This window comes from Sphingomonas sp. ID1715 (assembly GCF_013044515.1).
Taxonomy (GTDB): Bacteria; Pseudomonadota; Alphaproteobacteria; order Sphingomonadales; family Sphingomonadaceae; genus Sphingomonas_B.
The window spans coordinates 778,022-793,344 of sequence record NZ_JABEPR010000002.1 but is presented as its reverse complement, the minus strand read 5'-3'; the positions used below and the strand labels follow the sequence as shown (position 1 = coordinate 793,344).

Genomic DNA, 15,323 nt, shown 5'->3' with positions numbered 1-15,323 from the left:
ATCGTTACGGATGGGAGATGAAGATGCGCGCCTGGCTGTTGTTGCCCCTCGTTCTCGCCAGTTGCGGCCGGCGTGAGGCCGAACTGCCGGCCGATCCGATCGAGCGCGCGGCGACCTGCGGCGTCATCGCCGCGGCAGAGGCACGGCGCGCATCGGCCGATGTCGAGGCCAAGCTGACGCTCGAGCAGCAGGGCCGCATTCTCCACTATGCGCTGCTGGCCGGCGTCGAAGGAGGCAGCTTCGACAAGACGCGCTCCGCCGCCGTCGTCAACGCCATGCCCCTGCTGGGCGAGAAGGTGACCCAGGGCAAATGGGACCGGCTGATCCCGCGATGCGAAGCGGCGTTCCCGGCCACCAAGACCGGGGACGTCGACCTGCCGTCCGATCCACTGGATGCGCAGGCCGGCTGCCAGGATTTGGCGGCGTTCTTCACCACGGCGCTGCGCGCATCCGAGGCCGACTATATCGACCGCATCCGCGTCTACGACCAGATGCGCCGCGATCTCGATCCGAAGCTCGGCGCCACCATCCGCGCCCGCGGCCTGACGCAAAAGCAGGGCGAAGCCGCCCGAGACAAGGCCCTGGCTACCATTGTCCAGCGCGGCTCTCCCGTCGCCGTCCTCGACGCCTGCGCCAAGCGCTTCGGAGCCGAATCCGGGGGCTGAGCTGTGGATATGCTCGCACCGATGGAAGCGAAGCTGGTCGACGCCCTGCCGGCCGATGCCGGCTGGCAGTTCGAGCCGAAATGGGACGGCTTCCGGTGCATCGCGATCAGGGAGGGCGGAACGGTCGGGCTCGCTTCCAAGTCCGGCAAGCCGCTGGCGCGTTACTTTCCGGAGGTGGTGGCCATGCTGGAGGCGCTGCCCGTCGATCGCTTCATATTGGATGGGGAGCTCATCATTCCCGTTGGCGGCGCTCTCTCGTTCGAGGCGCTGCAGCTGCGACTTCACCCGGCCGAAAGCCGCATCCGCAAGCTGGCGGCAGAAACTCCGGCGCAGTTCATGCTGTTCGACCTGCTCGCGCTGGACGGCGAGGTTCTCGCCGCGCAGCCGCTTTCGGTCCGCCGCGCGGCGCTGGAGCGTTTCCATGCCGCACATGGTGGTGCGGCGCTGCTCCTCTCTCCGGCAACGAGAGATCGCGCCAAGGCCGCCGCCTGGCTCGCCCAGACGGGCGGTGCGCTCGACGGCGTCGTCGCCAAGCGGCTCGACGAGCCCTATCGGCCCGGCGAGCGAGCGATGCTGAAGGTCAAGTGCATCCGCACGGCCGACTGCGTGGTCGGCGGCTTTCGCTACGCGTCAGGCAAGAAGGAAGTGGGCTCGCTGCTGCTCGGCCTGTTCGGCGATGACGACCGGCTCCACCATGTCGGCTTCTGCCCGCCGCCTGGCGACAAGGGCGCACTGACCGAACAGCTAGAGGCCTTGATGGGGACACCCGGCTTCACTGGCGACGCGCCGGGCGGGCCGAGCCGCTGGGCGACCGAGCGCTCCGGCGAATGGCAGCCGCTGCGCTGGGACCTGATCGCCGAAGTCAAATATGATCAGGTGACCGGCCAGCGCTTTCGCCACGCGACGCGCTTCCTGCGCTGGCGCCCCGACAAGGCGCCGGAACAATGCCGGATGGCGCAGCTGGTGTCCGGTGCTTCCGTGGCAGCAACGGAGCTCGACTGAAGCTCCTTTTAAGCTCGGGCTTCAGATCACCATGTCGGCGCCCAGGTCCGGCACCGTGACTCGGACCTGGCGATCATGGCCCGGCAATTGCGGCACATCGCCCGCGCGCTTGACGCGGTAGATGATGAAGGTGTCCGCCACATTCTCCGAATGGAGGGAGGCTTTTTCCTCATCGGTGTAGGAGACCATGTCGGTCGCGAATCGCTCCAGGCTCGGCGACGCGTCGAAGACGTGGAAGTGCACCGGGTTGCAATAGACCAGATAGAGCGATTTGTCGGGATTGGCCGCGTCCCAGGCTTCGATCGCCGCCGCAAACTTTCGCACCAGCGGCTCGCGGAAGCTGTTGTAGAGAAACATCGCCAGGTCGCCGGCCGGCCAGTTGCCGTGCTCCATCACATCGTCGAGCGTGGCGTGGATTTTCGGCCGGTCCGGGAACTTCGCGGCGATGATCGCCCCGTTCTTGTTGGTCCGGTCGACCAGCAGCGGCACGATGTCGTAGCCCACTTCCTCGCGGAACGGGAACTCGCTTGCCGCGGCGAGGACACGGCCCTTGCCACAGCCAATGTCCATGAAGCTGCGCGCCTCGACATTTGGGATCAGCTTGACCGAGCCGCGCACGACGCTGGGCTGCACGCAGCCATAGCCGACATTATTCTCGTCGAGTTCCTTGTTCCCGGTCGCGCTCTGTCGGCGGCCCACGAAATTCGTCGTCTCGATTCCAAGCTGCCGGTCGATCGGATGCGGCGGCGTGAAGTACCGCTTGATCCGGCCTTTCAGTCTCGAAAGCATGTGCGATCCCCCTTTTTAGTCCCGGCACGGGCCGCGACGTCACACGCAACTCCCTATACGCAAACCAAATCCAAGTTTGTGACAAAATGTTGCCGAGGGTCGTTACGCCAGGGCCTTTCGCAGCAGCTCGTTGACCACCTGCGGGTTCGCCTTGCCGCCCATGGCCTTCATCGTCTGGCCGACGAAGAAGCCGAACAGGGCTTCCTTGCCGCCCTTATATTGTTCGACCTTGTCGGCATTGGCGGCGAGTACCTTGGCGATCTCCGCCTCGATGGCTCCCGTGTCGCTGGTCTGCTTCAGGCCCCGTGCCTCGACGATTGCGCCGGGATCCTCGCGCGTCTCGAGCATGATCTCGAACACCTGCTTGGCGAGCGTGCCCGACAGCGTGCCGTCCGCCACCAGCGCGAGCAGCTCGGCGGCCTGCTTGGGGCTGACCGGGCTCTCCTCGACCGAGAGGCCAAGGCGGTTCAATGCGCCGAACAGGTCCGAGATCACCCAGTTGGACGCGGCCTTGCCGGTCACCTTGTCGCCGGCCTCGGCCAGCAGCGCCTCGAACCAGCGGGCGGTCTCGACTTCGGCGGTCAACACCTCGGCATTATAGGCGCTGATCCCCAGCTCCTGTTCATAGCGGCGGCGCTTCTCGTCCGGCAGTTCGGGGAGGCTCGCGCGGCACTCCTCGACGAACGCTTCGTCCAGCTCCAGCGGCAGCAGGTCCGGATCCGGGAAATAACGATAGTCGTGCGCATCCTCCTTGGAACGCATCGAGCGCGTCTCGCCCTTGTCGGGATCGAACAGCCGCGTTTCCTGGACGATGCGCCCGCCGCTTTCCAGCACATCGACCTGGCGGCTCGCTTCATATTCGATCGCCTGCATGACGAAGCGGACCGAGTTGACGTTCTTGGTCTCGGTGCGCGTGCCGAACGGCTCGCCCGGCTTGCGGACGCTGACGTTCACGTCGGCGCGCATCGAGCCTTCTTCCATATTGCCGTCGCACGAGCCGACATAGCGGAGAATAGAGCGGAGTTTGCGCACGTAAGCCCCGGCCTCGGCGGGTGAGCGCATGTCGGGCTTGGACACGATCTCCATCAGCGCCACGCCGGACCGGTTGAGGTCGACATAGGAGCGAGTCGGGTGCTGATCGTGCATCAGCTTGCCGGCGTCCTGCTCGACATGGATACGCTCGATGCCGACCGTCTTCGGCTCACCGCCTTCGGGCTCGATCGCGATCGAGCCTTCGCCGACCAGCGGGTGATAGAGCTGGGAGATCTGATAGCCCTGCGGCAGGTCGGCGTAGAAGTAATTCTTCCGGTCGAAACGCGACCAGCGGTTGATCTGCGCGTCGAGCGCCATGCCGGTGCGCACCGCCTGGCGGATGCATTCGCGGTTCGGCACCGGCAGCATGCCGGGCATCGCGGCGTCGACCAACGACACTTGCGCATTGGGCTCCGCGCCGAACGCGGTGGCGGCGCCCGAAAAGAGCTTGGCCTTGGACGCGGTGATCTGCGCATGGACCTCGAGGCCGATCACGACCTCCCACTCGCCGGTGGCGCCCTGGACGCGATAAGTGCTGGATGCTGCGGTAGCCATGCGCCCCCTTCGCAAGAGACTAGCGCTTCGGCAAGACTTCGGTGCTAAAGCCGCACCTCATGAACATGGTCGAACGGCTCGCCGGGACATCCTCCGCCACCTCCCCGCGCGTCGCCGTGCTGCTGCCCTGCTATAATGAGGCAGCGGCGATCGCCCAGACGATCGCGGGCTTTCGCCGCGCCCTGCCCGACGCGGCCATCTACGTCTACGACAACAACTCGAAAGACGACACGGTCAGGGTGGCGCGCGAGGCGGGCGCGGTCGTGCGGACGGAGCGCACGCAGGGCAAGGGCAATGTCGTCCGCCGCATGTTCGCCGACGTAGAGGCGGACGTCTACGTCTTGTCCGACGGCGACGCGACCTATGACGCCGGCGCGGCCCCGAAGATGATCGAGCGGCTGTTGACCGAGCAGCTCGACATGGTCGTCGGCACGCGCGAGAGCGACGCGACCGAGGCGTATCGGCGCGGCCACCGCTTCGGCAATCGCATGCTGACCGGCTGCGTCACCTGGATTTTCGGCCAGACCTTCAGCGACATCCTGTCCGGCTACCGCGTCTTTTCCAATCGCTTCGTCAAATCCTTCCCGGCGCTTTCGGAAGGGTTCGAGATCGAAACCGAGATCAGCGTTCATGCGCTTGAACTGAAGATGCCGGTCGCCGAGGTGCCGACCGCCTATGCCGCGCGGCCGGAAGGTTCGGAGTCGAAGCTCTCCACCTACCGCGACGGCTTTCGCATCCTGGGGCTGATCCTCAACCTTTACCGGATCGAAAAGCCGGTCGCCTTTTTTGGTCTGGTCTCGATCTTCTTCATGGCGCTGGCGGTCGGGCTCTCGATCGACCTGTTCGTCACCTATCTCCAGACCGGGCTCGTCCCGCGCATCCCGACCGCGATCCTGTCGACCGGCCTGGTCCTGCTCGGCATTCTCAGCCTGTCCTGCGGCCTGATCCTCGACACGGTGACGCGCGGCCGGCGCGAGGTGAAGCGGCTCGCCTACCTGGCGCAGCGGCCGCCGGGCGTTTAGCCCAACGCGCCGACGGCGAAGAGCAGCAGGAAGAACACCGTCAGCGTGATTGTCGCAAAGGCGACGAGCAGCATCGTGCGCAGGAGCGCCCAGCGCCGGCGCGTGCCATATGCGCCGCGCAATTGCCGGTAGATGTGCAGGGGCGGGATGCCCAAGGCAGCCAGCGCGACCGCATCCTCGCCCAGCCCCGCCTTGCTCAGCAGCGTCAGCGCAATCACCAGCAGCGACATGAATGACAGCGAATAGGTCACGAACACGGCATGATCGTAGACCTTGTACTTGCGGTGCCAAGCATAGAGCAGCCACAAGAAGGGTGTCGAAAGCAGGATCAGGGCCCAGCTATATTTGTAAGCACTCGACTGCATCTTGTAGAGCGCAAGATTGGGGTTCTTGTTCGCTTTCGCAAAGCCTTCGTCGAGGTGCAGCCAACCGGTCTTCAGGCCGGTGAAGCGGCCCGGCTGCCAGCTCGCGATCTGGCGCAGGCTGGCCAGTTCGCGCCGCGCCTCGTCCTCGCGGCTCTTCAGGGCCTCGGCCTTGCCCGGATCCTTGGTGGCGCGCAGTTGAGCCTTCAGCGCCTCCACCTCGGCTTCCACTTTCGGGATCGCTGCCTTGGCGCTCGACTGGGCGGCCGCCGTCGGTGGTGTGTTGTCCGGGATTTCCAGGTGCGCGCCGATTGCGCCGAAGGTTGCGAACATCAGGAAGACGGAGAAGAGAAACAGCGCCATTGGCGACACGAACCGCGCCCGTTCGCCATGGATGAAGCGCCGGGTCAGCTCGCCCGGCCGCCAGACGAGCAGGGGCAGGGTGTTCCAGATCTTGCCCTCGAAATGCAGGACACCATGGGCCAGGTCGTGCCAGATCGCCGACAGCGAGCGATGGATATGTTCCGGCTGCCCGCAGCGATGGCAATAATCGCCCAGCAGTGCCGTCCCGCAGTTGAGGCAGAGGCTCGCATGGTCGCCGCCTCCGTGGCGCGCGCCCGCATGCCGCTCCACCGCGCCGGCGACCAAAGCTCCGGTCACCAGCTCCCCTGCCGCTTCCGCCCCTGTCATGGCGCGAGCCTAGCATCGTTGCCGGCCCGCATGCTAGGCGCGCAGTCGATGAGGGCCGAGGCACGGATCGCAGACATGGCCGCGCGCGCGCGCCGCGCTTCCGCCGTGCTTGCGCGAACGGCGCCCGAGGCCACGGCCGAGGCGCTCCGCGCCGCTGCAGGCGAAGTGCGCATGGCGGCGGGCGCGATCCTTGCCGCGAACGCCGACGACATGGCGCGCGCCGCCAATCTGAGCCCTGCCATGCGCGACCGGCTGAAGCTGGACGCGGATCGCGTCGAGGCCATTGCTGCAGCCCTCGACAGCGTCGCATCCCTGCCGACGCCGCTCGGTCAAGTGATCGATCGCACCGTGCCCCCGAACGGCATCGCGCTCGAACGGGTGCGGGTGCCGATCGGGGTGATCGGAATCATCTACGAAAGCCGGCCGAACGTCACGGCCGATGCGGGCGCGCTGTGTCTCCGCTCCGGCAATGCCGCGATCCTGCGCGGCGGTTCGGAGGCGCGGGCGAGCAACCGCGCGCTGCACGCGGCGCTCGTCGCCGGGCTGCGCCAGGCGCGCCTGCCGGAGGATGCCGTGCAGCTGGTGGACGATCCCGACCGGGCGCTGGTCGCCGCGATGCTTCGCGCCGCCGGGCTCATCGACCTGATCGTGCCGCGCGGTGGCAAGTCGCTCGTCGCTGCCGTGCAGCAGGACGCGCGCGTGCCGGTGCTCGCGCATCTCGACGGCAACAACCATGTCTATGTCCATGCCGCCGCCGAGCCTGCGATGGCGGAAGCGATCGTCGTCGATGCCAAGCTGCGGCGCACCGGCGTGTGCGGAGCTATGGAGACGCTGCTGATCGACGCAGCTTATCCGACGGCCGTGCCGCTCGTGCGCGCGCTGCTCGACCGCGGCTGCATGCTGCGTGGCGATGGTCGCGCCCAGGCGCTGGATCCGCGCATCGCGGCCGCCGACGCGACCGATTGGGACACCGAATATCTCGACGCCGTCGCATCGGTGGCGGTCGTGGACGGCCTGGAGGCTGCGCTGGCGCACATTGCCGCGCACGGCTCCCACCACACCGATGCCATCGTGACCGAGGACGCTGCGGCCGCCGAACGCTTCGTCGCCGAGGTGGACAGCGCCATCGTCCTCCACAACGCCTCCACCCAGTTCGCCGACGGCGGCGAGTTCGGCTTGGGTGCCGAAATCGGCATCGCCACCGGCCGCATCCACGCGCGCGGTCCCGTGGCGCTGGAGGGCCTGACCACTTACAAATGGATCGGCCGCGGCACCGGCCAGGTGCGCGGTTGAAAGTGCAACCGCATGGGCTTAGGTTCGAGCGATGACGATCGCGGTCACTACTGAGCTCGACGACAAGACAGCAGCGATTGTTTCACGGGTGGTGAACGCTCAAGGAATAAGTGTCGAAGAGTTCGCAGCCGACGCTATTCGGGAAGCTGCGATTCATGAGGCCGAACTTCTCGATTTTGCGCAACCGGGTGTCGACGACCTGGATGCAGGCCGCTGGGTGACGCATGAAGAGCTCGTGCAGTGGCTCGATGAGCGCAAACCGGGTCGCAATCTGGCTTGACCAAGGTCATCTGGTCCAACCAGGCCCTCGCCGATCTCGACGACATTCTAGGCTTCTACGAGGAGGACAGCGAGGAGCTCGCCGGGCGGATTCGACGGGCGATTGTCGCCGCGCCCGACTTTCTCGCTGAATTTCCTCGAGCCGGCCCGGCAGTCGGAGCGGGTGGTTTGCGTAAGTGGCCGGTCGGAAAACTTCCGTTGTTGCTGCTCTACCGCGTGCGCGAGAGCCGCGTGGAGGTCGCTCGTATCCGTCACATGGCGCAAAACTGGCGGCGCCGGCACTGATGCGCATCGGCCTTCTCGGCGGCAGCTTCAATCCGGCCCATGGCGGGCATCGGGCGATCTCGCTCTTCGCGTTGCGGGCGCTGGCGCTGGATGAGGTCTGGTGGCTGGTGTCGCCGGGGAACCCGCTCAAGGATCCGGCCGGCATGGCGCCGCTGGCGCACCGACTGGCTTCGGCGAAGCGGCTCGGCGTCGGTGCTCCGATCCGTCCGACCGCGATCGAAGCGAAGCTCGGCACCCGCTACACCATCGACACGCTCAAGGCCTTGAAAAAGCGGCATCCGCACCACAGCTTCGTGTGGCTGATGGGGGCCGATAATCTGCTGCAGTTCGGTCGGTGGCGCGCGTGGCGGGAGATCGCCCGCACGGTTCCGATTGCGGTGGTGGCGCGTCCGGGATATAATCACGCTGCCCGCGCGGCACCCGCGATGGGCTGGTTGCGGCGTTTCGTCCGGCCCGCAGGCCAGGCACGCAGATGGACGGAGTGGAGTAAGCCGGCGCTCGTGTTCCTGCGCTTCGTCCCCGACCCTCGATCGGCGACCAGCATCCGCCAGGCCGACCCGCATTGGCACCGCCGCGCTCCCTCGAGCGTTGTTCAACCACGACGATACGCACTCTAGCTGAGGAACCCACTTGGCCGCACAGTCACTTGCGCACCCCACGCCCGCAGCCGATCCGGCGGCGGCGCTGCACAACCTCGTCCTGTCTTCGCTGGAAGATGATCAGGCGATCGAAACCATTTCGATCCCGCTGGAGGGCAAGAGCAGCATCGCCGATCATATGGTGATCGCCTCGGGCCGCTCCACGCGCCAGGTCGCGTCTATGGCGCAGAAGCTGGTCGAACGGATCAAGGGCGAGCTGGGCCGCTCGGCGCGCGTCGAGGGCCTGCCCACCGCCGACTGGGTGCTGATCGATGCCGGCGACGTGATCGTTCACCTGTTCCGGCCGGAAGTGCGCAGCTTTTACAATCTGGAGCGGATGTGGGCGTTCGGCGAAGCGCCGCCCCCGCCCAATCCCGCACACGCCTAGCCCTAGTTGCTGCTCCACATCGTCGCGCGCGGTCGCATCGGCCGCAGCCCCGAAGCCGAGCTGGTCGACCGCTACGCTAAGCGGATCGCCTGGCCGATCAAGCTGACCGAACTGCCCGACCAGGGCGGCCGCATGCCGCCCCGTGCAACCGATGGCGTCACCGTGGTGCTCGACGAACGCGGCGAGCAGCTGACCTCCGTCGATTTTGCCCGCAAGCTCGAAAAGTGGCGCGACACCGGCAAGCGCGAGTGCCGCTTCCTGCTCGGCGCGGCGGACGGCCATGACGATGCGGAGCGGGCGTCAGCCGACCTGCTCCTCGCCTTCGGTAGGGCCACCTGGCCGCACCTGCTCGCCCGCGCGATGTTGATGGAACAGCTCTTTCGCGCGACCTCGATCCTTGCCAATCACCCCTATCACCGGGAGGGGTGATGAGGGCGCTGATCGCATTGGGACTGTTGACGGGCGCAACCGCGTTGGCGGCGCAAGCGCTCGATCCGCGCGTGCGGCTCTCGGCTGCCAAGGCCGATGTCATCGCCGCACGCGAACGTGCCGCTTTCTACCAGGCCCAGTCCAGGCTCGCCGCCGACGAGGCGGACCGCACCCGGCGCGCGCAAGCCGCGGCGGCGGCCCGCGTGCAGGCCGCGGAGGCGGAGCTGTCGGCGGCAGAGGCGCGGCTCGCCCTGTTGCAGGCCGAGCTACGCCGGCAGGAACTCAGTCTTGCCGAACGGCAGCGCCCCGCCGTCGAACTGGTCGCCGCGCTGCAGACCCTGGCCCGCCGCCCGGCCGCCGCCGCCATCGCCCAGCCTGGCAGCGTCGACGACCTTGTCCATCTGCGTGCGATGCTCAGCACGGCCGCGCCGACGGTCGCCGCGCAAACCGCAGATCTCCGCGGCATGGTCGAACGCGCCGCTCGCCTGAAGGCAGAGGGCGACCAGGCATTGAAGGAGGTGCGACAGCGACAGGTGGCTGCAGCGTCCGAAGCCAGGAGGCTGGCCACCACGGAAACAGAGCAGCGGCGGCGCTCCGCTGCTTTGACCGGCACTGCCCGCGCCGAGGCCGAGCGCGCGGCGCTGCTCGCCCGGTCGAGCCGCTCCCTCGAATCCTTCGTGCGCCAGCTGGACCGGAGCCGACGCCGCGGCACCCTGGCCGAAGCGCGGCGCGGCTTGGCCTACCGCCTGCCGGCGAATGGCCCGATCCGCTACGGTTTCGGCGAACCGCTCCCGTCCGGCGCACGCGCGCGTGGCGTCAGCATTGCTGCGCGGCCTGGGGCGCTAGTGGTCGCGCCGGCGGCGGGCCGCATCGCTTTTGCCGGGCTGTTCCGCAACTACGGCGCGATCGCGATCATCGATCATGGCGGCGGTCAGGTCAGTTTGGTGACGGGCCTCGCCGCCAACATCGCCCGCATCGGCGACGTGGTCGGCGCGGGCACCCCGCTCGGCCGGGCGGCGAGCGGAGGGATAACCATCGAGTTCCGCCAGGACGGGCGGGCCGTCGATTTCACGCCGCTCGTCAGCTGACCTTTAACACCGGTCGAAAAGCCTATATCTTCGCGAAAACACTCTGGCAGGATGCCCTTCATGTTCCGTCCGCTGTTGCGCGCCACCGCCCTTGTCAGCGCCCTTGCGCTGGTGCCCCTCGCCACCTCCGGCCTCGCGGCGGTCGAGAACGACACCTACAAGGAACTCGACGAGTTCATGAACGTGTTCGAGCGGGTGCGCGCCGAATATGTCGACAAGGTCGACGACAAGACGCTGATCAAGGGCGCGATCAATGGCATGTTGTCGAGCCTCGATCCGCACAGCTCGTTCCTCGACGCGACCGACTTCCAGTCGATGAAGGCCCAGACCGACGGCAATTATGGCGGCCTCGGCCTCACCGTCTCGATGGAGGACGGCGCGGTCAAGGTCATCACCGCCAGCGAAGACACGCCCGCCTATCGCGCCGGCGTGAAGCCGGGCGACTATATCACCCACCTGAACGGCCAGTTGCTGTTCGGCGGCACACTCGACGAGGCGGTCGAGCAGATGCGCGGCAAGCCCGGCACCCCGGTCAAGATCACGATCGTCCGGCCCGGCCGCGACAAACCCTTCGACCTGACGCTGACCCGCGAAGTGATCGAGCTGAAGCCGGTCAAGTGGGAAGTGAAGGGTGATGTCGGCATCATCAACATCAACAGCTTCTCGAAGAACACCGGTGCGGGCGTGCGCGGCGCGATCGTCGGCATCCAGAAGACGCTCGGCCATCGCCCGACCGGCTATGTGATCGACCTGCGCTCTAACCCCGGCGGCCTGCTCGACCAGGCGATCGAGGTGTCGGACGTGTTCCTCGATCATGGCGAGATCGTTTCGCAGCGCGGCCGCGAGAAGAACGATATCGAGCGCTATTATGCCAAGCCCGGCGACGACACCGGCGGCGCGCCGGTCGTGGTGCTGGTCGATGCCGGCTCCGCGTCCGCGGCGGAGATCGTCGCGGCGGCGCTGCAGGATCACCACCGCGCGATCGTCATGGGCGAACGCAGCTTTGGCAAGGGATCGGTGCAGACTTTGCTGCCGCTGTCCACCGAGACGGCGCTGCGCCTGACGACGGCGCGCTACTACACGCCCTCGGGCCGCTCGGTGCAGGAAGGCGGCATCGAGCCCGACCTGACCGTGCCGCAGCTGAGCGACCCGGACTACAAGACTCGTCCGCGCTTCCGTGAAGCCGATCTGCGCCGCCACCTGGTCAATCAGGCCAAGGTCGACAATGCCGTTCTGGAAGAGGATCTGAAGGACGATCCACGCTTCAAGCTGACGTCCGAGCAGCTGGAAAAGCAAGGCGTCAAGGACTTCCAGCTCGACTATGCGGTCAAGACGATAGCCCGGTTGGGCAAGCTGCCGGCGGTGCAGACCGCGGCCCGGGGCAAGTAAGCTCCGGTTCAGCGACCAGGCTCCTAAACTCCGCCTGCGCTGAGCTTGTCGAAGGCCTGCCTTCTCTTCTACGGATCAAGGAAGGGAGGGCTAGGACAAGCTCAGCCCGAACGGAGTTTGGGGTGAACGATCTATCCAAAGCCCGCCTGCTGGCCCTGCTCGCGCCCGTGCTGCTGCTCGGCGGCGCCCTGGGCTCTCAATATCTCGGCGGCCTGCACCCGTGCGAGATGTGCTATTGGCAGCGCTGGCCGCATGAGGCGGCGATCGCGTTGGCGCTGCTCGCTTATGCCATCGCCAGCAGGCCGGCCGCGTCGCGCGTCGCCGTGAACCTCGCCGCCCTCTTCATCGCCGCATCGGGCGCGATCGGTGTGTTTCACGCGGGCGTCGAATATGGCTGGTGGGAAGGGCTGACAACCTGTGCGCGGGGCCCGAGCGCCGCCTCCAGCGAGGATCTGCTGAAGGCGATTCTGGCCGCCCCGGTCGTCCGCTGCGATCAGGCGCAATGGACGCTCGCCGGCATCTCGCTCGCCGGGTTCAACGCGATCTTCTCCTTTGCAGCCGCAATCGCCATCTGGGCGTTGGCGCATCGTTCGAGGAGAGCGCGATGACCGTGAAGCCCGGAGACCGCAGGCCCGACGCCGCCGCGACGCTGCGCGTCGACCAGGCCGGCGAATATGGCGCGACGCGCATCTATGCCGGCCAGCTGGCGGTGCTGGGCGACCGGATCGGCGTCGGCCGCGCCATTGCCGGCATGGCCAGCCAGGAGGAAGCGCATCGCAAGCGCTTCGACGCGATGATCGTCGAACGCGGCGTCCGCCCGACCTTGCTGCAGCCGGTGTGGAACGTCGCCGGCTTCGCGCTGGGTGCGGTCACCGCCGCGATTGGTCCGGAAGCCGCAATGGCCTGCACCGCCGCGATCGAAACCGAGATCGACCGCCATTATTCGCAACAGCTCGACGCGCTTGGCGACAGCGATCCCGAACTCTCCGACACGATCCGCGAGTTCCGCGACGACGAGATCGCGCACCGCGACCATGCCCTGGCGGCGGGCGCCGAGCGCGCCCCGGCCTATCCGCTCATGTTCCACGCGATCCGGCTCGGCTGCCGCGCCGCCATCGCCCTGTCGAAGCGCATTTAGGGAGCGCCCCATGATGAAGAAACTGCTGATCGCCGCCACGCTCCTGTCGCCGCTGGCCCTGCCGTCCGCGCCGGCGCTCGCGCAGCGCAACACCAACGAACAGGTGCTGGTCATCTTCGGCGACGACACCTGCCCGCGCGACACCATCTGCGTCCGCCGCTCCGAAAGCGAACGCTACCGCATCCCGCAGGAACTCCGCCGCATCGAGCCGAGCGCACAGAGCAACAGCTGGGCCGCCCGCGCACGCAGCATGGAATATGCGGGCGCATCCGGCACCAACAGCTGCACGCCGGTCGGTGCCGGCGGCTGGACCGGCTGCTACGCCCAGATGCTCCGCCAAGCCCGCGAAGAACGCCGCGCCCGCCAGAACGGGCAGGTGCCTGAGGGTCAGTGATCCTTAGCCCCTCCCCTTCAGGGGAGGGGTTGGGGTGGGGCCGTTACGCGCTCAGGAGTCTCTTGGGCGAGCAGACGCTCGCCCCCACCCCCGTCCCCTCCCCTGAAGGGGAGGGGCTTGCATCAACCCCGCGCCTTCTCCCCCGCAATCCACGCGTCGATCTGCGCCTCCAGCACATCGAGCGGGACCGCGCCCTTGGCGAGCACCGCGTCGTGGAACCGCCTGAGGTCGAACTTCGGGCCCAGCGCCGCTTCCGCCCGCGTGCGTAGCTCGCGGATCTTGAGCTCGCCCATCTTGTAGCCGAGCGCCTGGCCCGGCCACGAGATGTAGCGGTTGACCTCGGCGTCGATATTGGCGGCGGACAGCGCGGTGTTGTCGGTCATGAAGGCGACCGCCTGCGCCTTGGTCCAGCCCTTGGCATGGATGCCCGTATCGACGACCAGCCGGCTCGCCCGCCACATTTCGTAGCTCAGGCGGCCCATCTGCTTCTCGGGCGTGTCGTACAGCCCCATCTCGATGCCGAGCCGCTCGGTATAGAGCGCCCAGCCTTCGACATAGGCGGTGAACCCGGCCTGGTGCTTGCGGAAGTTCGGCAGGTCCAGTTCCTGCTGCAGCCCCAGCTGGAACAGATGCCCTGGCGCCGCTTCGTGCGGGGTCAGCGCCGCCAGCTCCCAGAGCGGGCGCTGGTCGAGCTTCGACGTGTTCACATAATATTGGCTGGCGATACCCGAGATCAGCGAGCCGGGCGAGGCATAGGCGGTGGTCGTGCCTTCCGCCGTCTCGGCCGGGATCGCCTTCACGCCATAGGGCAGCCGCGGCAGCCGGCCGAAATATTGTGGCAGCATGCCGTCGATGCGCTTCGCCTGGAGGGCGGCGGCGGCGAGCAGTTCTTCCGGGCTCTTCGCATAATATTTCGGGTTGGTGCGCAGCTCCTGGATGAACGCCTCGCGCGAGGAAAAGCCGGCCTGCTTGGCGACCGTCTCCATCTCGGCGCGAATCCGCGCCACTTCCTTCAGGCCCAGCTGATGGATCTGCTCGGGTGTCAGGTCGGTCGTCGTGTTGATCCGCGCCTGCAGCGCATACCACTCCGCGCCCTTCGGCATGGCCGACGCGCCGACCGTCTTGCGGCACTTGGGCGCATAGTCCTTCACATAATAATCGTGGAATCGCCGATATTCGGGATTGAGCGTGCCGGTAATCAGCGTCTTGGCGCGGGTCTGCAGCTCGGCCCATTCGGCATCGCTCGCGTCCGCCGGCTTTGCGCCCAAAAACGGCGCATAGAAGCGCGACTTGGCCGGATCCTCGGCGACTACGCCGATGATGGTCTTCTCAAACCCCTTCATCGCATCGCAGGGCTGGACGAACCCCTGCGCCACGGCCTGCCGGGTGATCCTGATCGCTTCCTGGTTATAGGCGGGATACTGGGCCAGCCGCTTCAAATAATTGTCGTAATCCGCCTTGGTGCGGAAGGGCAGGTTCTCGCCCATGCCGGCAAAGCCCTGGTGCCAGCCATAATAGGTGGTGAAGAGCATTTGCCGCTCGCCATAGCGATTGCCCTCGACCTGCTCGGACAGCAGCCGGCTCAGGATCGCCTTGTTGGTGCGCTCTTCGGCTGAAAGCTGTGCGTCGGGAAGGGCCTTCAACCGGTCGACGAACGCCTGCGCCTGCTGCGCCTGGCGATCCGCCTCGGCAAGGCTGATATCGCCGATCCGGTCGTCATAATCATGGGTGCCGAGCGTGGTTGCGTAGGTCGGGTTGGTGCGCAGGAACCAGGCCCATTGCTCGTCCATGACGCGCTTCAGATCGTCGGAGGCGCTGGCGAGCGCAGGCGCCGACGTGGCGAGCAACAGGGCGGCGGCAAGCTTCTTCAGCATCATCTTCTCCG

The 15,323-nt window shown here is 67.0% G+C and carries 18 protein-coding genes; 14 read left to right on the top strand and 4 right to left on the bottom strand.

Annotated elements, in window-relative coordinates; translation table 11 throughout:
* Positions 1-17 precede the first annotated feature (17 nt).
* Positions 18-665 (top strand): hypothetical protein, encoded by a 648-nt coding sequence (locus HJG53_RS08860; protein ID WP_254447606.1) that lies wholly within the window; start codon positions 18-20, stop codon positions 663-665.
* A 9-nt stretch (positions 666-674) separates the two neighbouring features.
* A complete protein-coding gene (locus HJG53_RS08855) occupies positions 675-1,667 on the top strand; it encodes an ATP-dependent DNA ligase (protein ID WP_217352693.1) in 993 nt (330 codons plus the stop codon).
* 21 nt (positions 1,668-1,688) lie between these two features.
* Here HJG53_RS08855 and HJG53_RS08850 read toward each other — a convergent pair whose 3' ends face one another.
* A complete protein-coding gene (locus HJG53_RS08850) occupies positions 1,689-2,456 on the bottom strand; it encodes a hypothetical protein (protein ID WP_171129576.1) in 768 nt (255 codons plus the stop codon).
* A 102-nt stretch (positions 2,457-2,558) separates the two neighbouring features.
* Entirely contained in the window at positions 2,559-4,043 is a 1,485-nt protein-coding gene (gene gatB / locus HJG53_RS08845; protein WP_171129574.1) for an Asp-tRNA(Asn)/Glu-tRNA(Gln) amidotransferase subunit GatB, read from the bottom strand.
* A gap of 59 nt (positions 4,044-4,102) precedes the next feature.
* On the opposite strand from gatB, the gene HJG53_RS08840 reads away from it, so the two are divergent.
* Positions 4,103-5,065 carry a glycosyltransferase family 2 protein gene (locus tag HJG53_RS08840; protein WP_254447605.1) on the top strand — a complete coding sequence of 321 codons (963 nt, stop codon included), beginning with the start codon at positions 4,103-4,105 and terminating at the stop codon, positions 5,063-5,065.
* Here HJG53_RS08840 and HJG53_RS08835 read toward each other — a convergent pair.
* Positions 5,062-6,117: a DUF3667 domain-containing protein gene (locus tag HJG53_RS08835; RefSeq protein WP_171129572.1), complete on the bottom strand. Its 1,056-nt coding sequence runs from the start codon at positions 6,115-6,117 to the stop codon at positions 5,062-5,064. The genes HJG53_RS08840 and HJG53_RS08835 overlap by 4 nt on opposite strands.
* Before the next feature lie 48 nt (positions 6,118-6,165).
* Between HJG53_RS08835 and HJG53_RS08830 the strand changes: the two genes are divergently transcribed.
* The 11 genes from HJG53_RS08830 to HJG53_RS08780 all read left to right on the top strand — a co-directional run bounded on the left by HJG53_RS08830 (position 6,166) and on the right by HJG53_RS08780 (position 13,438).
* Entirely contained in the window at positions 6,166-7,410 is a 1,245-nt protein-coding gene (locus HJG53_RS08830; RefSeq protein WP_254447604.1) for a glutamate-5-semialdehyde dehydrogenase, read from the top strand.
* Between the two features lie 31 nt (positions 7,411-7,441).
* Complete coding sequence (locus HJG53_RS08825) at positions 7,442-7,690, top strand: CopG family transcriptional regulator (RefSeq protein ID WP_171129567.1); 249 nt, start codon at positions 7,442-7,444, stop codon at positions 7,688-7,690.
* The gene (locus HJG53_RS08820; protein WP_171129565.1) at positions 7,687-7,974 is read left to right on the top strand and encodes a type II toxin-antitoxin system RelE/ParE family toxin; all 288 of its coding nucleotides are present in this window, start codon (positions 7,687-7,689) and stop codon (positions 7,972-7,974) included. The genes HJG53_RS08825 and HJG53_RS08820 overlap by 4 nt, the downstream gene beginning before the upstream one ends.
* Positions 7,971-8,591, top strand: coding sequence for a nicotinate-nucleotide adenylyltransferase (locus tag HJG53_RS08815; protein WP_171129731.1), 621 nt, complete (start codon positions 7,971-7,973; stop codon positions 8,589-8,591). Before HJG53_RS08820 ends, HJG53_RS08815 begins: the two co-directional genes overlap by 4 nt.
* Before the next feature lie 13 nt (positions 8,592-8,604).
* Positions 8,605-9,000 (top strand): ribosome silencing factor, encoded by a 396-nt coding sequence (rsfS, locus tag HJG53_RS08810; protein ID WP_171129563.1) that lies wholly within the window; start codon positions 8,605-8,607, stop codon positions 8,998-9,000.
* A 6-nt stretch (positions 9,001-9,006) separates the two neighbouring features.
* Entirely contained in the window at positions 9,007-9,429 is a 423-nt protein-coding gene (locus tag HJG53_RS08805; RefSeq protein ID WP_171129562.1) for a 23S rRNA (pseudouridine(1915)-N(3))-methyltransferase RlmH, read from the top strand.
* Complete coding sequence (locus HJG53_RS08800; protein ID WP_171129560.1) at positions 9,429-10,517, top strand: murein hydrolase activator EnvC; 1,089 nt, start codon at positions 9,429-9,431, stop codon at positions 10,515-10,517. The genes HJG53_RS08805 and HJG53_RS08800 overlap by 1 nt, the downstream gene beginning before the upstream one ends.
* Before the next feature lie 60 nt (positions 10,518-10,577).
* On the top strand, positions 10,578-11,906 hold the full coding sequence (locus HJG53_RS08795) for a S41 family peptidase (protein WP_171129558.1): 1,329 nt from the start codon (positions 10,578-10,580) through the stop codon (positions 11,904-11,906).
* Positions 11,907-12,028: 122 nt separating this feature from the next.
* Positions 12,029-12,514 carry a disulfide bond formation protein B gene (locus HJG53_RS08790; RefSeq protein WP_171129556.1) on the top strand — a complete coding sequence of 162 codons (486 nt, stop codon included), beginning with the start codon at positions 12,029-12,031 and terminating at the stop codon, positions 12,512-12,514.
* A complete protein-coding gene (locus HJG53_RS08785) occupies positions 12,511-13,044 on the top strand; it encodes a demethoxyubiquinone hydroxylase family protein (protein ID WP_171129554.1) in 534 nt (177 codons plus the stop codon). The genes HJG53_RS08790 and HJG53_RS08785 overlap by 4 nt, the downstream gene beginning before the upstream one ends.
* A gap of 10 nt (positions 13,045-13,054) precedes the next feature.
* The gene (locus HJG53_RS08780; RefSeq protein ID WP_171129552.1) at positions 13,055-13,438 is read left to right on the top strand and encodes a hypothetical protein; all 384 of its coding nucleotides are present in this window, start codon (positions 13,055-13,057) and stop codon (positions 13,436-13,438) included.
* A 122-nt stretch (positions 13,439-13,560) separates the two neighbouring features.
* On the opposite strand, the gene HJG53_RS08775 is transcribed toward HJG53_RS08780, so the two are convergent.
* Entirely contained in the window at positions 13,561-15,309 is a 1,749-nt protein-coding gene (locus tag HJG53_RS08775; RefSeq protein ID WP_171129729.1) for a DUF885 family protein, read from the bottom strand.
* Positions 15,310-15,323: the final 14 nt, after the last annotated feature.

Excerpts from the sequence above, each read along its gene's own strand:
- HJG53_RS08835 (WP_171129572.1), bottom strand. The coding sequence starts at position 6,117 with ATGACAGGGGCGGAAGCGGCAGGGGAGCTGGTGACCGGAGCTTTGGTC.
- HJG53_RS08825 (WP_171129567.1), top strand. The coding sequence starts at position 7,442 with ATGACGATCGCGGTCACTACTGAGCTCGACGACAAGACAGCAGCGATT.
- HJG53_RS08840 (WP_254447605.1), top strand. The coding sequence starts at position 4,103 with ATGAACATGGTCGAACGGCTCGCCGGGACATCCTCCGCCACCTCCCCG.
- gatB (WP_171129574.1), bottom strand. The coding sequence starts at position 4,043 with ATGGCTACCGCAGCATCCAGCACTTATCGCGTCCAGGGCGCCACCGGC.
- HJG53_RS08780 (WP_171129552.1), top strand. The coding sequence starts at position 13,055 with ATGATGAAGAAACTGCTGATCGCCGCCACGCTCCTGTCGCCGCTGGCC.
- HJG53_RS08855 (WP_217352693.1), top strand. The coding sequence starts at position 675 with ATGCTCGCACCGATGGAAGCGAAGCTGGTCGACGCCCTGCCGGCCGAT.
- HJG53_RS08850 (WP_171129576.1), bottom strand. The coding sequence starts at position 2,456 with ATGCTTTCGAGACTGAAAGGCCGGATCAAGCGGTACTTCACGCCGCCG.
- HJG53_RS08830 (WP_254447604.1), top strand. The coding sequence starts at position 6,166 with ATGAGGGCCGAGGCACGGATCGCAGACATGGCCGCGCGCGCGCGCCGC.
- HJG53_RS08860 (WP_254447606.1), top strand. The coding sequence starts at position 18 with ATGAAGATGCGCGCCTGGCTGTTGTTGCCCCTCGTTCTCGCCAGTTGC.
- HJG53_RS08795 (WP_171129558.1), top strand. The coding sequence starts at position 10,578 with ATGTTCCGTCCGCTGTTGCGCGCCACCGCCCTTGTCAGCGCCCTTGCG.
- HJG53_RS08800 (WP_171129560.1), top strand. The coding sequence starts at position 9,429 with ATGAGGGCGCTGATCGCATTGGGACTGTTGACGGGCGCAACCGCGTTG.
- HJG53_RS08785 (WP_171129554.1), top strand. The coding sequence starts at position 12,511 with ATGACCGTGAAGCCCGGAGACCGCAGGCCCGACGCCGCCGCGACGCTG.